An 18,227-nucleotide genomic window follows, 5' to 3' on the forward strand; every position below is an offset into this window, starting at 1 on the left:
GGCCACCGCCCCGGGCAAGACGGCGACCACCTGGGCCATGGCCGACGGCGCCCTGGCCGCGCTGCGGGCGAGCCGCCGGCCGGCGCCCCCGCCGTCGGTGCACACGCCGTGGCACGCGCTCGACCCCGACGAGGTGCTGCGCCGCGTGGCCGACCTCCCGGCGGCCGAGGACGACCGGCGCCGGCTGCCGGCCCCGGTCCGTGCGGTGGCCGCGCTGCCGGTGGTGCGCGGGCCGGCGCGCCTCGCCCGGACCGTCGCCGCCGAGCTCTCCGACCCGCTCACCCCGATCCTCGGGACCGGGGCGGCCGCGACCGCGGTCCTCGGCGAGTCGACCGACGCGATCCTCGTCGGCAGCGTGACCGTCGGCAACGCCCTGATCAGCGGGCTGCAGCGGCTGCGGGCCGAGACCGTGCTGGAGTCGCTGCTGCTCGAGCAGGACGTGACCGCGCACCGGGAGACCGGCGGCGGCACCGAGGACGTGACCGCCCGCGCGCTCCGGGTGGGCGACGTCGTGCAGGTGGCTGCCGGGGACGTCGTGGCCGCCGACGCACGGCTGCTGGAGGCGGTCGACCTGGAGGTGGACGAGTCCGACCTCACCGGTGAGTCGCTCGCGGCGTGCAAGGGCGTCGACGCCACGCCCGGCGCCGACGTCGGCGACCGCACCTGCATGCTCTTCGACGGCACCACGGTGGTCGCCGGCCGGGGGCGCGCGGTCGTCGTCGCCGTCGGGCCGGCGACCCAGGCGGGACGGGCGACCCGCGCCGCCGGGGGCGCCGCGCCGCCGGCGGGGGTGCAGGCCCGCCTCGGCGAGCTCACCCGCGCGGTGCTGCCGCTGACCCTCGCCGGCGGCGCCGCGGTCGCCCTGCTGGGTGTGCTGTGGGGGCGGCCCCTGCGCGAGGCCGTCGGGTCGGGGCTGGCCGTCGCCGTCGCCGCCGTCCCCGAGGGGTTGCCGCTGGTCGCGACGGTGGCCCAGCAGTCCGCGGCGCGGCGGCTGTCCCGCCGGGGCGCCGTGGTGCGCAGCGCCCGGGTGCTCGAGGCGCTCGGCCGGGTGGACACGGTCTGCTTCGACAAGACGGGCACGCTGACGGAGAACCGGCTCCGCGTGGTCCGGCTGGTCCCGGTCGAGGGCAGCGAGGAGGACGTCCTCCGGCTGGCCGCCGGGGCGGCCGCGGAGGGCGACGACCGCGCGCACGAGACCGACCGGGCCGTCGCCGAGGCCGCCCGCGAGCGGGGCGTGGACGGCGGCGCTCCGGAGTCCGCCCTGCCCTTCGCCGCCGAACGGGGCTTCTCGGTCGCGGTCCGCGACGGGCGGCTGGTGGTCAAGGGAGCGCCCGAGGTCGTGCTCGCCCGCTGCTCCGGAGCGGGCGGGGTGCAGGAGCGGGTCCGGGAGCTCGCCGCCGACGGGCTGCGGGTCCTCGCGGTCGCCGACCGGGCGGTGGACGGGCAGCCCGGCGACCTGGACGGGGCGGCGCGCGACCTGACGCTCCGCGGCTTCGTGGGCCTGGCCGACACGTTGCGCGGGTCCTCGGTGGCCGCCGTCGAGCAGCTGCTCGCCGCCGGCGTCCGCGTCGTCGTGGCCACCGGCGACCACCCGGGCACCGCCGGCGCGATCGCCGCGCAGGCCGGCGTCCCGCACGCCGACCGGGTGGTGACCGGCGCCGAGCTGGCGCGGGCCTCGGACACCGAGCGAGCGAAGCTCGTCCGCACGGCCGGGGTGTTCGCCCGGCTCTCGCCGGAGCAGAAGGTCACCCTGGTCGCGGCGCTGCGGCGGGCCGGGGCGACGCTGGCGATGACCGGCGACGGCGTGAACGACGCCGCCGCGATCCGGCTGGCCGACGTCGGGGTCGGGGTGTCCGGAGCCGAGTCGCCGGCCGCGCGCACGGCCGCCGACCTGGTGCTGACCGACCTCGACCTGACCCGCCTGGTCGACGCGATCGCCGAGGGGCGGGCGATGTGGGGCCGGGTGCGCGACGCCGTCTCGGTGCTGGTGGGCGGCAACGCCGGCGAGGTGGCCTTCACCGTGCTCGGCACCGTCTTCGGCGGGCGGGCGCCGCTCGGCACCCGTCAGCTGCTGCTGGTGAACCTGCTGACCGACATGTTCCCGGCGCTGGCCGTCGCCGTCGCCACGCCGCGGGCGGCCGCCGTCGAGGACGTCGAGGGCCCGTTGCGCGGGCACCCGCTGGCGCCGGTCCTCCTGGACGGGCCGCAGCGCGGCTTCACCGGCACGGTCCGGCGGATGGTCCTCGTGCGCGGCGCGGCCACCACCGTGGGCGCGACCGGCGCGTGGGCGACCGGTCGGCTCACCGGCACCTCCGGCCGGGCGAGCACGATGGGCCTGGCCGCCCTGATCACCACCCAGCTGGGGCAGACGGCGTGGGCCGGACGGCGGAGCCCACTGGTGCTGGCCACCGCGGCAGGGTCCCTGGCCGTGCTGGTCGCCGTCGTGCAGACCCCCGGGCTCAGCCGGTTCTTCGGCTGCCGGCCGCTGACGCCCCTGTCCTGGCTGACCGTGCTCGGCTGGGCGGCCGCGGGAACGGCGACGGCCGAGCTCGGGCCCGGCCTGGTCGCCCGGCTCAGCTGATCAGGACCACCACGAGCGTCCGCGGCCCGTGCACGCCCTCGACCCGCTGCAGCTCGATGTCGCTGGTGGCCGACGGGCCGCTGATCATCGTCAGCGGCGCCGGCGGGTCCAGCCGCGCCAGCCCCTCCGGGACGCTCCCCACGACCTGCGCCGCCTCGACCACGCACACCAGGCAGTCGGGCAGCAGGGAGAGCGCGCGGCGGCCGCACAGCGGGCTGCCGTCGAGGACCAGCGTCCCGGTCTCCGCGATCGCGACGGAGACACCGGTGACCGAGGCGGCGAAGCCGGCGAGCGCCACGGCGGGGCGGCCGTCGTCCTCGGCGACGCCGTCCGGCCGCCAGCCCGCCGGCACCCCCGGGGCGACGACGACGTCGGCGGGGGAGTGCTCGCCCAGCGCCGTCCCGAGCGCGCCGGCGACGGCCTCCGCGGCGTCCGGCGGCGCGCAGCGCACCACGGTCGCCTGGTAGTCCTCGAGCCGGTCGGTCAGGACGTCGAGCAGCTCCGTCGTCGGCCGGTCGTCCGACGTCCGGTAGCTGCGGGCGACGTCGGGCACCGCGGGCCGGTCAGGTCCGAGCGCCGTCCGGATGCGGCCCAGGATCTCCTCGCGAGCGTTCACCGGCCGTGCTCCTCGGCCCACTGCTGCGTGAAGGTCTTCGCCGGTGGCGTCGGCAGGTCGCGGGTCCGGGTCCACCGCGACGCCGGCGGTGGCAGGGCGGCGGGCAGGGTCGGCTTCCCGCGGGCGAGCAGGCGTGCGAGCCCGGCGGCGCGCTGCGCGAGCCGCCACAGCCGCGGGGTGGCCATGGCCCTCGCGAGGGCGCGGAACGCGACGGCCTCGGGCGTGGTGCGCTCCTGTGCCTCGACGTGCTCGCCCCGCAGGTGCACCAGGATCGAGGGGATGTCGATCGCCACCGGGCAGACGTCGTAGCAGGCGCCGCACAGCGACGAGGCGTACGGGAGCGAGGCGTTGTCCTCCACGCCGGTGAGCTGGGGCGACAGGACGGCACCGATCGGGCCGGGGTAGACCGAGCCGTAGGCGTGCCCGCCCGCGCGCTCGTACACCGGGCAGACGTTGAGGCAGGCCGAGCAGCGGATGCAGTGCAGCGCCTCGCGTCCCACCTCGTCGGCGAGCACCGCCGTCCGCCCGTTGTCGACCAGGACGAGGTGGAACTCCTGCGGGCCGTCCCCGGGCGTCACGCCGGCCCACAGCGACGTGTAGGGGTTCATCCGCTCGCCGGTGGAGCTGCGGGGGAGCAGCTGCAGGAACACCTCCAGGTCGCGCCACGTCGGGACGACCTTCTCGATGCCCATGACCGTGATCAGCGTCGGCGGCAGGGTCAGGCACATCCGCCCGTTGCCCTCGGACTCGACGACGGCGAGCGTGCCGGTCTCGGCGACGGCGAAGTTGGCGCCGCTGATCGCGACGCGGGCCCGCAGGAACCGCTCGCGCAGGTGCGCGCGGGCGGCCATCGCCAGCCGCCGCGGGTCGTCGGGCAGGTCCGGGTCGACGCCCGGCATGGTGCGCAGGAAGATCTCGCGGATCTCTGCCCGGTTCTTGTGGATCGCCGGAACCAGGATGTGGCTCGGCTGGTCCTCGCCCAGCTGGACGATCAGCTCGGCGAGGTCGGTCTCGTGCGCGGTGATGCCGGCGGCCCCGAGCGCCTCGTTGAGCCCGATCTCCTGGGTGGCCATCGACTTGACCTTGACGACCTCGTCGGCACCGGTCGCCTGCACGAGGCGGGTGACGATCTCGTTGGCCTCCGTGGCGTCGCGGGCCCAGTGCACCGTGCCGCCCCGGGCGCGGACCTGCTCCTCCAGCGCGACGAGGTGCTCGTCCAGCCGGGCCATGGTGGCCGCCTTGAGCGCCCGGCCGGCCTCGCGCAGCTCCGCCCAGTCGGGCACCTCGCCGACGACGGCGGCCCGCTTGGCACGGATCGTCGACGTCGCGTGGCCGAGGTTGGCGCGCAGCTGGCCGTCGCGCAGCGACTCGCGGGCGGCGTCGGGGAACGAGCGGTCGCCGCGGAGGTGGCCGACACCCCGGGGCGCGGTGGGCAGGCCGAGGAAGACCGCGGTCATGGCGTCACCGCCGGCGTCGTGGCCTGCCGGGGGGTGACCGCGTCCTCGGTCGAGGCGAGGATCTCGGCGAGGTGCACCGTGCGGGTGCCCGACCGCAGCCGGGACAGGCCGCCGCCGATGTGCATGAGGCAGGACGCGTCCCCTGCCGTGCACACCTCCGCGTGCGTCGAGAGCACGCCGGCCATCTTGTCGGTGAGCATCGCCGTCGACGTCTCGGCGTTCTTGACGGCGAAGGTCCCGCCGAAGCCGCAGCACTGGTCGGCCGCCGGCAGCTCGACCAGCTCCAGCCCGCGGACGGCGCGCAGCAGCTGCAGCGGCCGGTCGCCCACCCTCAGCATGCGCAGCGAGTGGCAGGTCGGGTGGTAGGTGACGCGGTGCGGGTAGTAGGCCCCGACGTCGGTGACGCCGAGCACGTCGACGAGGAACTGCGACAGCTCGTAGGTGCGGCCGGCCAGCGCCGCGGCGTCGTCGGCGAGGGCGTGCTCCCCGGCCCGCCGGGCGACCATGGCCTGCTGGTGGTGGATCGACGCCACGCACGACCCGGACGGCGCCACGATCGCCTCGACCCCGGAGGACAGGGCGCCGGCGAAGGCCCGCACGTGGTTGGCGACGATCGGCACGGCCTCGCGCCGGTACCCGGTGTTGACGTGCATCTGCCCGCAGCAGCTCTGCCCCGGCGGGACGACGACCTCGTGGCCCAGCCGCTCCAGCAGCACCGCGGTCGCCCGCGCCACCTGCGGCGCCACCGTGTCGACCAGGCAGGTGGCGAACAGGGCGACCTTCACGGCGCCTCCCTCACGACGCGTCGTCCCGGCGGACCATGCTCGACTCCCGGACGACCAGCTGCGGGCCGAAGACCTCGTGCTCGTGCCGGTGCCCCTCGCCGACGGCCTCGGCGAGCAGCAGCTCGGTGGCCCTCCGCCCCAGCTCGTGGCGCGGCTTCCGCACGGAGGTGAGCGGCACGGCCGCTGCCGCGGCGAAGTCGATGTCGTCGTAGCCGACGATGGCGAACTCGTCCGGGACGCGCACGCCGTGCGCGACCATGCCCTGCAGCAGCCCCAGCGCCAGCAGGTCGTTCGCGCAGATGGCCGCGGTGGGCCGGCGCGCGGCCGGGATGCCCACGATCCGGCCGGCGGCCTCCCGCCCGCCGGCGACGGTCAGCGCCTCGGGGGAGAGGACCGTCAGGGCGTCCACGGAGCCGAGCGCCTCGCGCACCGCGGCGGCCACGCCCTCGTGCCGCTCCTGGATCTGGGGCAGGCCCGACGCCCCGCCGATGAACGCGATGCGGCGGTGGCCCCGCTCGAGGAGGTGCTCGGCCGCGAGGCGACCGCCCAGGACGTCGTCCACCGAGACGGCGCACTGGTCGGGCCCGGACGGCCGGCGGTCGACGAGGACGACGGGCACGCCGCGGCCGCGCAGCGCGTCCAGGTGCGGGGAGAGCTCCGCCGTCGGCGTGATGAGGACGCCCTGCACCCGCTGCTCGGACAGCACGTCGAGGTGGGCGGCCTCCTTGTCCGGCTCGTCGTCGGAGTTGCAGAGGATGACCGAGAGCCCCTGCGCGTTGGCGACGTCCTCGACCCCGCGGGCGACGTCGGTGAAGAACGGGTTGGAGATGTCGAGGACCACCAGGCCGATCGTCCGGCTGCGGCCGGCCCGCAGCTGGCGGGCGGACTCGTTGCGCACGAAGCCGAGCGCGTCGATGGCGCCCAGGACGCGGTCGCGGGTCGCCTGACCGACGGTGTCGGGCCGGTTGAGGACGTTGCTCACCGTGCCCACGGAGACCCCGGCCCGCAGGGCGACGTCCCGGATGCTCGCGTTCACCTTCCCCCTCCTCGGCGATCCCGGGCCCTGCTCGGTGAACCGGTTCAGTGCGGTCCGCCGCACTCTGCCCGTGATCGTTGACACAGTCCTACCAGCTTCCCTATGGTCGGCGCCAGCATGGATTGAAACGTTTCACCACCATCGGAGACCGCATGCCCGACTTCCGCGCCGCTGCCCTCGAGGCGCTCGCGACCCAGACCATCGAGCTGCCCTCGTGGGCGTTCGGCAACTCCGGCACGCGGTTCAAGGTCTTCGGCCAGCCCGGTGTCGCCCGCGACCCGTTCGAGAAGCTCGAGGACGCCGCCCAGGTGCACGCGCACACCGGCGTCGCGCCACGGGTCTCCCTGCACATCCCGTGGGACCTGGTCGACGACTACGGCGATCTCGCCGCCTCCGCCCGCGACCTGGGCGTCTCGATCGGCGCGATCAACTCCAACCTCTTCCAGGACGACGAGTACAAGCTCGGCTCGCTGACGCACGCCGACCCCGCCGTCCGCCGGCGGGCGATCGACCACCACGCGCAGTGCATCGAGGTCATGCGGCGGACGGGGTCCACGGACCTGAAGATCTGGCTGCCGGACGGCACCAACTACCCGGGTCAGGACGACCTGCGCGAGCGGCAGGAGCGGCTGGCGGACTCGCTGCGGCAGATCTACGCGATGCTCGACCCCGGGCACCGGATCCTGCTCGAGTACAAGTTCTTCGAGCCCTACTTCTACGCGATGGACATCCCCGACTGGGGCACCTCGCTGGTGCACTGCCTCGAGCTCGGCGACCAGGCCACCGTCGTCCTGGACACCGGCCACCACGCCCCGGGCACCAACATCGAGTTCATCGTCATGCAGCTGCTGCGCCTCGGCCGGCTCGGTGCCTTCGACTTCAACTCGCGCAACTACGCCGACGACGACCTGATCGTCGGCTCGGCCGACCCGTTCCAGCTGTTCCGGATCATGGACGAGATCGTCGCCCAGGGCGCCCACCTCCCGGCGTCGGGCGTCACCTTCATGCTCGACCAGTGCCACAACCTGGAGAAGAAGATCCCCGGGCAGATCCGCTCGGTGATGAACGTCCAGGAGGCGACGGCGAAGGCGCTGCTGGTCGACCGCGAGGCGCTGCGGGCCGCCCAGCGGGCCGGTGAGGTGCTCGACGCCCACTCGGTGCTGATGGACGCCTTCAGCACCGACGTCCGCCCCCTGCTGGCCGAGCTCCGCGAGCAGCAGGGGCTCGACGCCGACCCCTACGCGGCCTACGCCCGCTCCGGCCACCAGCAGCGCATCGAGCGCGAGCGCGTCGGCGGTCGGCAGGCCGGCTGGGGCGCCTGAACCGATCTCCGCCTTCTGCACCGAACGCCGAACAGGACAGGACGACGACGTGACGAACCCCGTGGTCAGCGATCTGCTGGCCCGCAGCAACCGGCTGGGCGCGGACCCGCGCAACACCAACTACGCCGGCGGCAACACCTCCGCCACGGGCAGCGGGACCGACCCCGTCACCGGGCAGCCGGTCGAGCTGCTCTGGGTCAAGGGCAGCGGCGGCGACCTCGGCACCCTGACCGAGGGCGGCCTCGCCGTGCTGCGGCTGGACCGGCTCCGCTCGCTGGTCGACGTGTACCCCGGCGTCGACCGGGAGGACGAGATGGTCGCCGCCTTCGACTACTGCCTGCACGGGCGCGGGGGAGCGGCGCCCTCGATCGACACCGCGATGCACGGCCTCGTCGGCGCCGCGCACGTCGACCACCTGCACCCGGACTCGGGCATCGCGCTGGCCACCGCGGCCAACGGCGAGGCGCTGACCCGCGAATGCTTCGGCGACCGCGTCGTCTGGGTGCCCTGGCGCCGTCCCGGGTTCCAGCTCGGCCTCGACATCGCTGCCGTCGCGGAGAAGAACCCACGGGCGATCGGGTGCATCCTCGGCGGCCACGGCATCACCGCCTGGGGCGCGACCAGCGAGGAGGCCGAGGCCAACTCCCTGGACATCATCCGCACGGCCGAGCGGTTCCTCGCCGAGCGCGGGCGGCCGCAGCCGTTCGGGCCCGTGCTGCCCGGCTACGAGGCGCTCCCGCCGGCCGAGCGGCGGATCCGGGCGGCGGCCCTCGCGCCGGTCATCCGCGGCATCGCGAGCACCGACAAGCCCCAGGTCGGCCACGTCACCGACTCCGACGTCGTCCTCGACTTCCTCGCCTCGGCCGAGCACCCGCGCCTGGCGGCGCTGGGCACGTCCTGCCCCGATCACTTCCTGCGCACCAAGGTGCGGCCGCTGGTCGTCGACCTGCCGGCCACCGCTCCCGTCGAGGACGTCGTCGCGCGGCTGCGGGAGCTGCACGTGGAGTACCGCGAGGAGTACGCGGCCTACTACGCCCGCCACGCCACCCCCGACAGCCCGGCGATGCGCGGCGCCGACCCGGCGATCGTGCTGGTGCCCGGTGTCGGCATGTTCAGCTTCGGCGCCACCAAGCAGACCGCCCGGGTGGCCGGCGAGTTCTACGTCAACGCCATCAACGTCATGCGCGGCGCGGAGGCGGTGTCCACCTACGCGCCCATCGACGAGAGCGAGAAGTTCCGCATCGAGTACTGGTCGCTGGAGGAGGCCAAGCTCCAGCGGATGCCGAAGCCCAAGCCTCTCGCGAGCCGGGTCGCGCTCGTGACCGGCGCCGCGTCGGGCATCGGCAGGGCCGTCGCCCACCGGCTCGCGGCCGAGGGCGCCTGCGTCGTCGTCGCCGACCTCGACCTGCAGAAGGCGGCCGACGCCGCGGCCGAGATCGGCTCGTCGGACGTGGCGATCGGCGTCGCCGCCGACGTCAGCGACGGCGAGGCCGTCGCCGCCGCGTTCCGCGCGGCGGTGCTGGCCTTCGGCGGGGTGGACCTGGTCGTGAACAACGCGGGTCTGTCGATCTCCAAGCCGCTGCTCGAGACCACCGAGCAGGACTGGGACCTGCAGCACGACGTCATGGCCAAGGGCAGCTTCCTCGTGTCGCGCGAGGCGGCCCGCATCATGATCGAGCAGGGGCTGGGCGGCGACATCGTCTACATCAGCAGCAAGAACTCGCTGTTCGCCGGGCCGAACAACATCGCGTACGGCGCGACCAAGGCCGACCAGGCGCACCAGGTCCGGCTGCTGGCCGCCGAGCTCGGCCCGCACCAGATCCGGGTCAACGGCATCAACCCCGACGGCGTCGTCCGCGGCTCGGGCATCTTCGCCGGCGGCTGGGGCGCGTCGCGGGCCGCCGTCTACGGCGTCCCCGAGGAGGAGCTGGGCGAGTTCTACGCCCAGCGCACGCTGCTCAAGCGCGAGGTGCTGCCCGACCACGTGGCCGACGCCGTGTTCGCGCTGACCGGCGGCGACCTCACCCGGACCACGGGCCTGCACGTACCCGTCGACTCCGGCGTCGCGGCCGCGTTCCTGCGGTGACCGGGGGGACCTTCGCGGCCGTCGATCTCGGGGCGTCCAGCGGCCGGGTGATGGTCGCGAGGGTCGCTCCGGAGCGGCTGGACCTGCACGAGGTGCACCGCTTCCCCAACCGGCCGGTCCGGACGGCGGGAACCCTGCACTGGGACGTGCTCGGCCTCTACGCCGGGGTGCTCGACGGCCTGCGGGCCGCCGGGCGGGACGGCGGCCGGCTGGACGGCGTGGGCATCGACAGCTGGGCCGTCGACGTCGGGCTGCTCGACGACGACGGCGCCCTGCTGGGCAACCCGGTGCACTACCGGGACGCCCGGCACGCCACCGCGGTGCCCGAGGTGCACGCCGTCGTCCCCGCCGACGAGTTGTACCGGACCACCGGCCTGCAGCACCTGCCGTTCACCACGGTGTTCCAGCTGGCGGCCGCCCGCCGCACCGCCGGGTTCGCCGCGGCGCGGACGCTGCTGCTGGTGCCCGACCTGTTCGCCCACTGGCTGACCGGAGCGGTCGGGGCCGAGCTCACCAACGCGTCGACGACGGGGCTGCTCGACGTCGCCACCCGCGACTGGGCGTGGGACCTGGTCGACCGGTTGGAGCTGCCGCGCGGGCTGTTCCCGCCGATCCGGCGGCCCGGCGACCGGCTCGGCGAGCTGCTGCCCGACGTGCTGGCCGAGACGGGGCTGGCCGGCCCCGTGCCGGTGACGGCGGTCGGCTCGCACGACACCGCCTCGGCCGTCGTCGGCGTCCCGGCCTCCTCCGACAGGTTCGCCTACGTCTCGTGCGGCACGTGGTCGCTGGTGGGCGTCGAGCTGGAGGAGCCGGTGCTCACCGAGGCCGGCCGTGAGGCCGGGTTCACCAACGAGCTCGGCGTCGACGGCACGATCCGCTACCTGCGCAACGTCATGGGGCTGTGGCTCCTGCAGGAGTCGCAGCGCACCTGGGCGGCGGCCGGCCTGCCCGCCGACCTCCCCGACCTGCTGGCAGCGGCGGCGCGCGTGCCGGCGTTCACGGCCGTGGTCGACCCGGACGACGCCCGGTTCCTGCCGCCCGGCGACATGCCCGCCCGGATCGCCGAGGCGTGCGCGGAGACGGGGCAGGTGCCGCCGCAGAGCCAGGGGGAGACGGTGCGCTGCATCCTCGACAGCCTGGCGCTGGCCTACCGGCGTGCGGTCCGGCGGGCGGCCGAGCTCTCCGGCCGGGACGTCGAGGTCGTCCACCTGGTGGGCGGGGGTGCGCGCAACACCCTGCTGTGCCAGCTCACCGCCGACGCCTGCGGCCTGCCGGTCCTCGCCGGCCCGGTCGAGGCGGCGGCGCTCGGCAACGCCCTGGTGCAGGCCCGGGCCGGAGGGGTGCTGGCCGGCGGCCTGCCTGAGCTGCGCGCCCTGCTCCGCGCCACGAGCGACGTGCGGACCTACACCCCGTCGCCCGCGGCCGGGAGCGCGTGGGCGGCCGCGGAGGGCCGGCTCAGCCCAGGGAGGCGATGAGATCCCGGCAGGCCTGCTCGCACCTGCGGCAGGACTCGGCGCACACCCGGCAGTGCTCGTGCATGGACGCGTGGCTGCCGCACTCGTCGCCGCACGCCTGGCAGGCCGCCGCGCACGCCTCCAGAACCGCGCGGGTCAGGTTCGCGTCGTAGCCGGTGTGCCGCGACAGCACGCGGCCGGTCGCCTCGCACACGTCGGCGCAGTCGAGGTTGGTGCGGATGCACTTCCGGAGCTCGGCGACCATGTCCTCCCCGAGGCAGGCGTCCGCGCAGGCGGTGCACGCCTGCGCGCACTCGACGCACGCGTCGATGCACTCCTGCAGCTTCTGGCGGTCGATCCCGCCGAGATCCGCCGGGTACGTGTCGAGCATCTGGGCTGCGACGGTCATGGACCCTCCTCGTGCTTCCGGTGGGGACGACCCGCTGCCGTCCCGCCGTCACCGGTGCGCGAGCTCCTACCCGGCCGGTTCCGGTCCACCTGCGCTGTCACCCAACCGTCATGTCGCAGTGCGGCCGACGGGTGTCGCCACCGACCGGCCGGGGCAGGGGACCGGCCATGGTCGACGTGCTCATCCTCGCCGCGGGTGCGCTCGGGCTGGGCGTCGCGGCGCTCTCGGAGCGACTGCGCCGGCTGCCGGTGTCCGAGCCCGTCCTGGCCCTGCTGGCGGGCGTGCTGCTCGGGCCCGCGGTCACCGGCGTGCTGGACCTCCACCCGGTCACCGAGGACCACACCTGGCTGCACACCGCGACCCGCATCCTGCTGGCGGTCTCGGTCATGTCCGTGGCTCTGCGCTACCCGTTCGACGCGGCCCGTGCCCGGCTGCGGCCCGTCCTGCTCCTGCTCGCGGTCGCCATGCCCGTCATGGCCCTGGTCACCGCCGGGCTGGCGGCTCTGACGCTCGGTGTCGGGCTGGGGGCCGCCGCCCTCCTCGGTGCCGCACTGTGCCCGACCGACCCGGTGCTGGCGTCCAGCGTGGTCACCGGGGGGCCGGCGGAGGAGGACCTGCCCGCCCGCGACCGCCAGATCCTCTCGCTGGAATCAGGGGCCAACGACGGGCTGGCGCTCCCGCTGGTGCTGGTCGCCGTCGCGATCGCGGGCGCCCACCCGCTGGGCGCGGCGCTGCTCGAGTCGGTCTGGCAGGTGCTCGGTGCGCTCGCCGTGGGCGCCGGCACTGGCTGGCTGGGCGGACGCGCGCTGCGCGCGGGCGAGCAGCACGGCTCCACCGACGCCGGACCGCGGCTGCTGTTCACCGCGGTCCTCGCCCTGGCCGTGCTCGGGGTGTCCGGCCTCATCCACGTCGACGGCATCCTCGCGGTCTTCGTCTGCGGGCTCGTCTTCAACCTGGTGAGCACCGGATCGGACCGGACGGACGACGCGCCGATCGACGAGGCCGTGAACCGGTTCCTGGTGCTACCGCTGTTCCTCGGCCTCGGCGCCGTGCTGCCCTGGGACGAGTGGGCCGAGCTCGGCTGGCCCGGCGTCGCCCTCGTCGTCGGCGTCCTGGTGCTGCGCCGGCTCCCCGTCGTCTGGTTGCTCCGCCGCCCGCTGGGGCTCGGCCGGCCCGACGCGGTGTTCCTCGGCTGGTTCGGGCCGATCGGTGTCTCGGCCGTCTTCTACCTCGTGCTGGAGGCCGAGCGGCTGGGCGTCGATCCCGTCGTGCTGGCGGCGGGGACGCTCGTGGTGGCGTCCAGCACGGTCGTGCACGGCATGAGCTCGACGCCGGGGCGGCTGCTGTACCGCCGGGCCACGTCCTCCGGCGGACCCAGGACCGGTGCGGCTGCCCGTGCGGGCGAGAGCTAGGGGGAACGATCCATGTGGTTCGACTCGTGGGCGGATCTGGGGCGCGTGCTCGCCGTCGGGGCCGCCGCCTACCTCACCGTCGTCCTGGTCCTCCGGCTGTCGGGGAAGCGGACGCTGGCCAAGCTGAACGCCTTCGACCTCGTCGTCACCGTCGCGCTGGGCTCCACCCTCGCGACGATCCTGCTCAGCAGCGACGTCTCCTGGTCCGAGGGGGCGCTCGCCCTGGGGCTGCTGGCCCTCCTCCAGTTCGTGGTCGCCTGGCTGACGGTGCGGATCTCCGCGCTCCGGGACGTGGTGACCGCCCGGCCGACGCTCCTGCTGCTCGACGGCGAGGTCATCCCCGGGGCGCTGCGCGATCAGCGGGTCACCGACGACGAGATCCGCCAGGCCGCGCGCGCGTCCGGGCAGGGAGACCTCGCATCGCTGGGCGCCGTGGTGCTGGAGACCGACGGGACGCTCAGCGTCATCAGCTCGGGCGACCTCGGGAACCGGTCGGCGCTGACCGGGGTCCGGGGGTTCGACGGCTGACCCCTCAGGGCGCCGGCGCCCAACGCCCGGCCAGCGCCTCGCCCAGGTCCCGCTCCCAGCGCCCGATCTCGGCCTCGTCGACCGACGTCGTCTCCCGGGCCAGGTCGACCAGCCGCACGGCGTACTCCCGCAGGGCCGCCTCGACGCCGCCGTCCGGCGCCCGCCAGGCGACCTCGCGCAGGAGCCCGGCGATCCGCCGGAGCACCGCCGGCTGGCCGCCGGCGAACTGCAGCGGCTCCTCGAGGCCCACGCGGATCAGGGCCGGCACCTCCCACGGCGGAAGCACGAGGCGGACCACGCCCTCGTCGTCCCGGAAGACCCGCGGGACCGGGGGGCGGACGACCAGCTGACCCAGCAGGGCGGACACGTGCGACATCGCGTGGACGGCGGTGGTGGGGTCGTTCGTGCCGGGGGAGAGCGCGCGGACGGCGATGTCGACGACCTTGCGCAGGCTGTAGGCCACATCGTGCGCGGGGGAGCGCTCGAACCCCAGGTGCACCGCCGCCTGCAGGGCGTCGTCGAGCGCCGCCGTGTCCTCGCCGCCCCCTGCCCAGACGTGCGCCAGCGGGGTGCCGGCGACGACGGAGTCGCCCATGCGCGGGACCAGGAGCACCGTGGCCCCGGCGGCCCGTGCCGCCCGGACGACGGGCGGGTGCACGACGTCGACGACGAAGCCGCTCGACCGGGCGGTGAGGAGACGGGGCGGGCCCATGGGGAGGGAGCCTCGTTCCGGCTGCTCGCCCGGACGCGGCAGCTCCCGGTCGTAGGTCGCGGTGGCCTCGTCGTGGACGTCGCGGAGCATGGTCTCCACCCGCAGCGACGTGGCGAGGTGGCCCAGGAACAGCACGATGGCGACGACGCTGGCGAGCGTGAGCACGAAGCCGACCGTCACCGACAACCGGGGGACGACGGCGAAGCCGCCGCTGGCGGCGTCCTCGGTGCGGACCGTGCGCAGCACCGTGAGCGCGTAGACGAAGGTCCCGACCAGCTGGGCGAGGGTGAGCTGGACGACGCGGTCGGTGGCGAAGGTCTGCAGGAGCCGGGGCGAGTGCTGGCTGCTGCTCAGCTGCAGCGCGACCACGGTGAACGAGAAGGTCAGGCCGGTGACGGAGATCAGCGAGCCGGCGATGGCCGCCAGCAGATCGCGGGCGGCCGACGGCCCGCCCCCGAAGACGAAGATGAGCGGGTGCTCGCCACCGGGCTGCTCGAGCACCTCGTCCAGCGCGGGCAGCCCGATGCCGAGCGCGATCGCGACGACGATGGCCAGCACCGGCAGCGGCCAGAGCGACCCGCGCACACGGGACCAGAGCCGGGAGAGGGGTGCAGGTGGGCCGGTCATCGGGCACGCATACCCACCGGTGGCGGGAAGGCACGCGGGGAGGCGGTGCGCGAGCGCACCGGCGCGCAGCGGAGGATCGGGGCATGCAGCCTGACGACCGCCGCCCCGGGACCAACTGGGCCGGCAACCACCTTTACCGGGCGACCCGGTTGCACCGCCCGGCGAACCTGGACGAGCTGCGCGACGTCGTCACCGGCGCGTCCGCCGTGCACGTGCTGGGCTCCCGCCACTCGTTCAACGGCATCGCCGACGCCGAGGACCTGGTCTCCCTCGAGGTGCTGCACACCGAGGAGGCGCTGCCGCCCGGCGTCGCCGTCGACCGCGCGGCCGGCACCGTGTCCTTCGGCGCGGGGCTGAAGTACGGCGAGCTGGTCGGGCTGCTCCAGGACGAGGAGCTGGCCCTGCACAACCTCGCCTCGCTGCCGCACATCTCCGTCGCGGGAGCCGTGGCCACCGCCACGCACGGGTCCGGCGTCGGCAACGGGAACCTCGCGACCGCGGTCGCCGCCGTCGAGCTGCTCACCTCGGACGGCGAGCTGCGCACCTTCTCCCGGGACGACGCCGACTTCGAGGGCGTCGTCGTCGGCCTGGGTGCCCTCGGCGTCGTCACCCGCCTCACCCTCGACGTGCAGCCGGCCTTCCAGGTGCGGCAGCGGGTGTTCGAGCGGTTGCCCTTCGAGGCGCTGTGCGAGCACTTCGACGAGATCGTCTCGGCCGCCTACAGCGTCAGCGTCTTCACCCACTGGGAGGACGACGTCGAGCAGGTGTGGCTCAAGATCCGCGACGGCGAGCCGGAGCCCGACGAGCTGTTCGGTGCGACGCCGGCGACGGTGGACCGCCACGTCATCCGCGGCCTCGACGCCACCCCGTGCACGCCGCAGCTGGGCCGGCCGGGGCCTTGGTCGGACCGGCTGCCGCACTTCCGCATGGGGTTCACGCCGAGCGCGGGCGAGGAGCTCCAGTCCGAGTGGATGGTGCCCCGCGACCGTGCCGTCGAGGCGCTGCAGGCAGTCAGGTCCCTGTCGGACCGGATCCGGCCGCTGCTGCTCGTCTGCGAGATCCGCACCGTCGCCGCCGACCGGCTGTGGATGAGCATGAACCACGAGCGGGACTCGGTCGGCCTGCACTTCACCTGGGTGCGCGACCAGGAGGCGGTCGAGGAGCTGCTGCGCGACCTCGAGGCCGCGCTGGCCCCGTTCGGCGCGCGGCCGCACTGGGGCAAGGTGTTCACGGCCGACGCGTCCGCCATCGCGCCGCTCTACCCGCGGCACGCCGACTTCGTCGGCCTCGTCGAGCGGCTCGACCCGCGCGGGGTCTTCCGCAACGAGTGGCTCGAGCGCCGGGTGCTCGCCTCCGTCTAGGGCCGGCCCGCCTCCGGCTGCCGCTTCATCGCCGAGCGCCCGGCGCCGGGCGCAGCCTCGGACGCCAGCAGGGGCAGCGTGCGGAAGGGCACCAGCTGGGAGAGGGCCACCACGCTGGTCGAGCGGACGACGGCCGACGAGCGGTTGAGGTCGACGAGGATCTGCTGCAGCCCCTCGTGCGAGCTGGCCGCCACCCGGCACAGGACGTCGCCGCTGCCGGTGGTCGCGTGCGCCTCGAGCAGGCCGGGGATCGCCTCCAGGTCGCGCTGCACGTCCTCGATCGCTCCCTGGGCGATCTCCAGGGTGACGAAGGCCTGCACGCCGAAGCCGGCGGCGGTCACGTCGACGTCCGGGCCGTAGCCGGTGACGACGCCGGTGTCCTCGAGCCGCTGGAGCCGCGCCGACACCGTCGCGCGCGCCACGCCGGTGATGCGGGAGAGCTCGAGGGCGCCTGCCCGCGGCTGCCGGCGGAGGGTGTCGAGCAGGGCGACGTCCAAGGCATCGATGGGCACGTCGCAACTATGCAACCTGAGCAGCGCATGGCGCACCCAGGTAGCCCGATGGTGCAGCCCGGCCAGCAACAACAGCACCGTTTGCCGAGGGTAGGCCTGCGGGTGTGCACTGCCGCGCATGAGCCTCGAGCAGACCCTCAACGACGAGGAGCGGCTGGCCGACCTCGACCTCGGCCAGCTCAGGGAGTTGGTCGGCCTGGTGGAGTACGACGCCTCCGGCGACCCCTTCCCGGTGTCGGGCTGGGACGCCCTGGTGTGGGTCGTCGGCAACGCCGTCCAGTCCGCGCACTTCTTCCAGTCCGCGTTCGGCATGGAGCTGGTGGCCTACTCCGGCCCGGAGACGGGCAACCGCGACCACCACGCCTACGTGCTGCGCTCCGGCGCCGCCCGCTTCGTGATCACCGGCGCGTACGACCCCTCCAGCCCGCTGGCCGACCACCACCGCCGGCACGGCGACGGGATCGTCGACATCGCGCTCTCGGTGCCCGACGTGGACCGGTGCATCGCCCACGCCGAGGCGCAGGGGGCGACGGTCCTCGAGCGGCCGCACGACCTGACCGACGAGCACGGGACCGTGCGGATCGGCGCGATCGCCACGTACGGCGACACCCGGCACACCCTGGTCGACAGGTCGCGCTACACCGGTCCCTACCTGCCCGGGTTCGCGGCCCGGACCTCGACCATCGAGCGCGGCGCCGGTGCGCCGAAGCGGCTGTTCCAGGCCGTCGACCACGTCGTCGGCAACGTCGAGCTCGGCGCCATGGACGAGTGGGTGGCGTTCTACAACCGCGTCATGGGCTTCACCAACATGGCGGAGTTCATCGGCGAGGACATCGCCACCGACTACTCCGCGCTCATGAGCAAGGTCGTCGCCAACGGCAACCACCGGGTCAAGTTCCCGCTCAACGAGCCGGCGGTCGGCAAGAAGAAGTCCCAGATCGACGAGTACCTGGAGTTCTACGGCGGGCCGGGCGCGCAGCACGTGGCGCTCGCCACGAACGACATCATCGGCACCGTCGACGCGATGCGGGCCCGGGGCGTCGAGTTCCTGTCGACGCCGGACTCCTACTACGAGGACCCGGAGCTGCGGGCCCGCATCGGGCAGGTCCGTGCGCCGATCGAGGAGCTGCAGGCGCGCGGGATCCTGGTCGACCGCGACGAGGACGGCTACCTGCTGCAGATCTTCACCCGGCCGACCGGCGACCGGCCGACGGTCTTCTTCGAGCTGATCGAGCGGCACGGCTCGCTGGGGTTCGGCAAGGGCAACTTCAAGGCGCTCTTCGAGGCGATCGAGCGCGAGCAGGCCCGTCGCGGCAACTTCTGAGCTCC

General features: G+C 74.8%; 15 protein-coding genes. 8 read left to right on the plus strand and 7 right to left on the minus strand.

Annotated elements, in window-relative coordinates; genetic code table 11:
• Nucleotides 1-2,581 (plus strand): cation-translocating P-type ATPase (locus tag DCS98_RS21555; RefSeq protein WP_164704711.1); only part of this gene is annotated, 2,581 nt, incomplete at its 5' end.
• On the opposite strand, the gene DCS98_RS21560 is transcribed toward DCS98_RS21555, so the two are convergent.
• The 4 genes from DCS98_RS21560 to DCS98_RS21575 are packed head-to-tail and all read right to left on the minus strand — an operon-like array spanning nucleotide 2,574 to nucleotide 6,475.
• Nucleotides 2,574-3,197 (minus strand): LutC/YkgG family protein, encoded by a 624-nt coding sequence (locus DCS98_RS21560; protein ID WP_116453543.1) that lies wholly within the window; start codon nucleotides 3,195-3,197, stop codon nucleotides 2,574-2,576. The two genes, DCS98_RS21555 and DCS98_RS21560, sit on opposite strands and share 8 nt — an antisense overlap.
• A complete protein-coding gene (locus tag DCS98_RS21565) occupies nucleotides 3,194-4,654 on the minus strand; it encodes a LutB/LldF family L-lactate oxidation iron-sulfur protein (protein WP_116453544.1) in 1,461 nt (486 codons plus the stop codon). Before DCS98_RS21565 ends, DCS98_RS21560 begins: the two co-directional genes overlap by 4 nt.
• A complete protein-coding gene (locus DCS98_RS21570) occupies nucleotides 4,651-5,439 on the minus strand; it encodes a (Fe-S)-binding protein (protein ID WP_116453545.1) in 789 nt (262 codons plus the stop codon). Before DCS98_RS21570 ends, DCS98_RS21565 begins: the two co-directional genes overlap by 4 nt.
• Before the next feature lie 10 nt (nucleotides 5,440-5,449).
• A complete protein-coding gene (locus tag DCS98_RS21575; RefSeq protein ID WP_116453546.1) occupies nucleotides 5,450-6,475 on the minus strand; it encodes a LacI family DNA-binding transcriptional regulator in 1,026 nt (341 codons plus the stop codon).
• A gap of 152 nt (nucleotides 6,476-6,627) precedes the next feature.
• Here DCS98_RS21575 and rhaI point away from each other — a divergent pair, with 152 nt between their 5' ends.
• Genes rhaI through DCS98_RS21590 form a run of 3 tightly spaced genes read left to right on the plus strand, consistent with a single transcriptional unit; the run spans nucleotide 6,628 to nucleotide 11,358 of the window.
• Nucleotides 6,628-7,797: an L-rhamnose isomerase gene (rhaI, locus tag DCS98_RS21580; protein ID WP_116453547.1), complete on the plus strand. Its 1,170-nt coding sequence runs from the start codon at nucleotides 6,628-6,630 to the stop codon at nucleotides 7,795-7,797.
• Nucleotides 7,798-7,846: 49 nt separating this feature from the next.
• Nucleotides 7,847-9,883, plus strand: a complete 2,037-nt coding sequence (locus tag DCS98_RS21585) for a bifunctional aldolase/short-chain dehydrogenase (protein ID WP_116453548.1) — start codon at nucleotides 7,847-7,849, stop codon at nucleotides 9,881-9,883.
• Nucleotides 9,880-11,358 (plus strand): rhamnulokinase, encoded by a 1,479-nt coding sequence (locus tag DCS98_RS21590; RefSeq protein ID WP_116453549.1) that lies wholly within the window; start codon nucleotides 9,880-9,882, stop codon nucleotides 11,356-11,358. Before DCS98_RS21585 ends, DCS98_RS21590 begins: the two co-directional genes overlap by 4 nt.
• Here the strand turns inward: DCS98_RS21590 and DCS98_RS21595 are convergent.
• The gene (locus DCS98_RS21595) at nucleotides 11,339-11,746 is read right to left on the minus strand and encodes a four-helix bundle copper-binding protein (protein ID WP_116453550.1); all 408 of its coding nucleotides are present in this window, start codon (nucleotides 11,744-11,746) and stop codon (nucleotides 11,339-11,341) included. The two genes, DCS98_RS21590 and DCS98_RS21595, sit on opposite strands and share 20 nt — an antisense overlap.
• 167 nt (nucleotides 11,747-11,913) lie before the next feature.
• Between DCS98_RS21595 and DCS98_RS21600 the strand changes: the two genes are divergently transcribed.
• Both DCS98_RS21600 and DCS98_RS21605 read left to right on the plus strand, forming a co-directional pair.
• A complete protein-coding gene (locus tag DCS98_RS21600; RefSeq protein WP_116453551.1) occupies nucleotides 11,914-13,158 on the plus strand; it encodes a cation:proton antiporter domain-containing protein in 1,245 nt (414 codons plus the stop codon).
• Nucleotides 13,159-13,170: 12 nt separating this feature from the next.
• Nucleotides 13,171-13,686, plus strand: a complete 516-nt coding sequence (locus DCS98_RS21605; RefSeq protein WP_116453552.1) for a DUF421 domain-containing protein — start codon at nucleotides 13,171-13,173, stop codon at nucleotides 13,684-13,686.
• 4 nt (nucleotides 13,687-13,690) lie between these two features.
• Here the strand turns inward: DCS98_RS21605 and DCS98_RS21610 are convergent, their stop codons facing one another.
• Nucleotides 13,691-15,025, minus strand: coding sequence for a DUF2254 domain-containing protein (locus tag DCS98_RS21610; protein ID WP_116453553.1), 1,335 nt, complete (start codon nucleotides 15,023-15,025; stop codon nucleotides 13,691-13,693).
• A gap of 83 nt (nucleotides 15,026-15,108) precedes the next feature.
• Between DCS98_RS21610 and DCS98_RS21615 the strand changes: the two genes are divergently transcribed.
• Nucleotides 15,109-16,386, plus strand: a complete 1,278-nt coding sequence (locus tag DCS98_RS21615) for a D-arabinono-1,4-lactone oxidase (RefSeq protein WP_116453554.1) — start codon at nucleotides 15,109-15,111, stop codon at nucleotides 16,384-16,386.
• On the opposite strand, the gene DCS98_RS21620 is transcribed toward DCS98_RS21615, so the two are convergent.
• Complete coding sequence (locus DCS98_RS21620; RefSeq protein WP_241038560.1) at nucleotides 16,383-16,898, minus strand: Lrp/AsnC family transcriptional regulator; 516 nt, start codon at nucleotides 16,896-16,898, stop codon at nucleotides 16,383-16,385. The two genes, DCS98_RS21615 and DCS98_RS21620, sit on opposite strands and share 4 nt — an antisense overlap.
• Before the next feature lie 118 nt (nucleotides 16,899-17,016).
• Here DCS98_RS21620 and hppD point away from each other — a divergent pair, with 118 nt between their 5' ends.
• Complete coding sequence (gene hppD, locus DCS98_RS21625; protein ID WP_116453556.1) at nucleotides 17,017-18,222, plus strand: 4-hydroxyphenylpyruvate dioxygenase; 1,206 nt, start codon at nucleotides 17,017-17,019, stop codon at nucleotides 18,220-18,222.
• Nucleotides 18,223-18,227: the final 5 nt, after the last annotated feature.

The sequence above is a fragment of the Blastococcus litoris genome (genome assembly GCF_003075095.1).
Lineage (GTDB): Bacteria > Actinomycetota > Actinomycetes > Mycobacteriales > Geodermatophilaceae > Blastococcus_B > Blastococcus_B litoris.

What these genes read in the sequence shown, in the direction of transcription:
- rhaI (WP_116453547.1), top strand. Translation starts at nt 6,628, where the DNA reads ATGCCCGACTTCCGCGCCGCTGCCCTCGAGGCGCTCGCGACCCAGACC.
- DCS98_RS21595 (WP_116453550.1), bottom strand. Translation starts at nt 11,746, where the DNA reads ATGACCGTCGCAGCCCAGATGCTCGACACGTACCCGGCGGATCTCGGC.
- DCS98_RS21610 (WP_116453553.1), bottom strand. Translation starts at nt 15,025, where the DNA reads ATGACCGGCCCACCTGCACCCCTCTCCCGGCTCTGGTCCCGTGTGCGC.
- DCS98_RS21600 (WP_116453551.1), top strand. Translation starts at nt 11,914, where the DNA reads ATGGTCGACGTGCTCATCCTCGCCGCGGGTGCGCTCGGGCTGGGCGTC.
- DCS98_RS21605 (WP_116453552.1), top strand. Translation starts at nt 13,171, where the DNA reads ATGTGGTTCGACTCGTGGGCGGATCTGGGGCGCGTGCTCGCCGTCGGG.
- DCS98_RS21565 (WP_116453544.1), bottom strand. Translation starts at nt 4,654, where the DNA reads ATGACCGCGGTCTTCCTCGGCCTGCCCACCGCGCCCCGGGGTGTCGGC.
- DCS98_RS21615 (WP_116453554.1), top strand. Translation starts at nt 15,109, where the DNA reads ATGCAGCCTGACGACCGCCGCCCCGGGACCAACTGGGCCGGCAACCAC.
- hppD (WP_116453556.1), top strand. Translation starts at nt 17,017, where the DNA reads ATGAGCCTCGAGCAGACCCTCAACGACGAGGAGCGGCTGGCCGACCTC.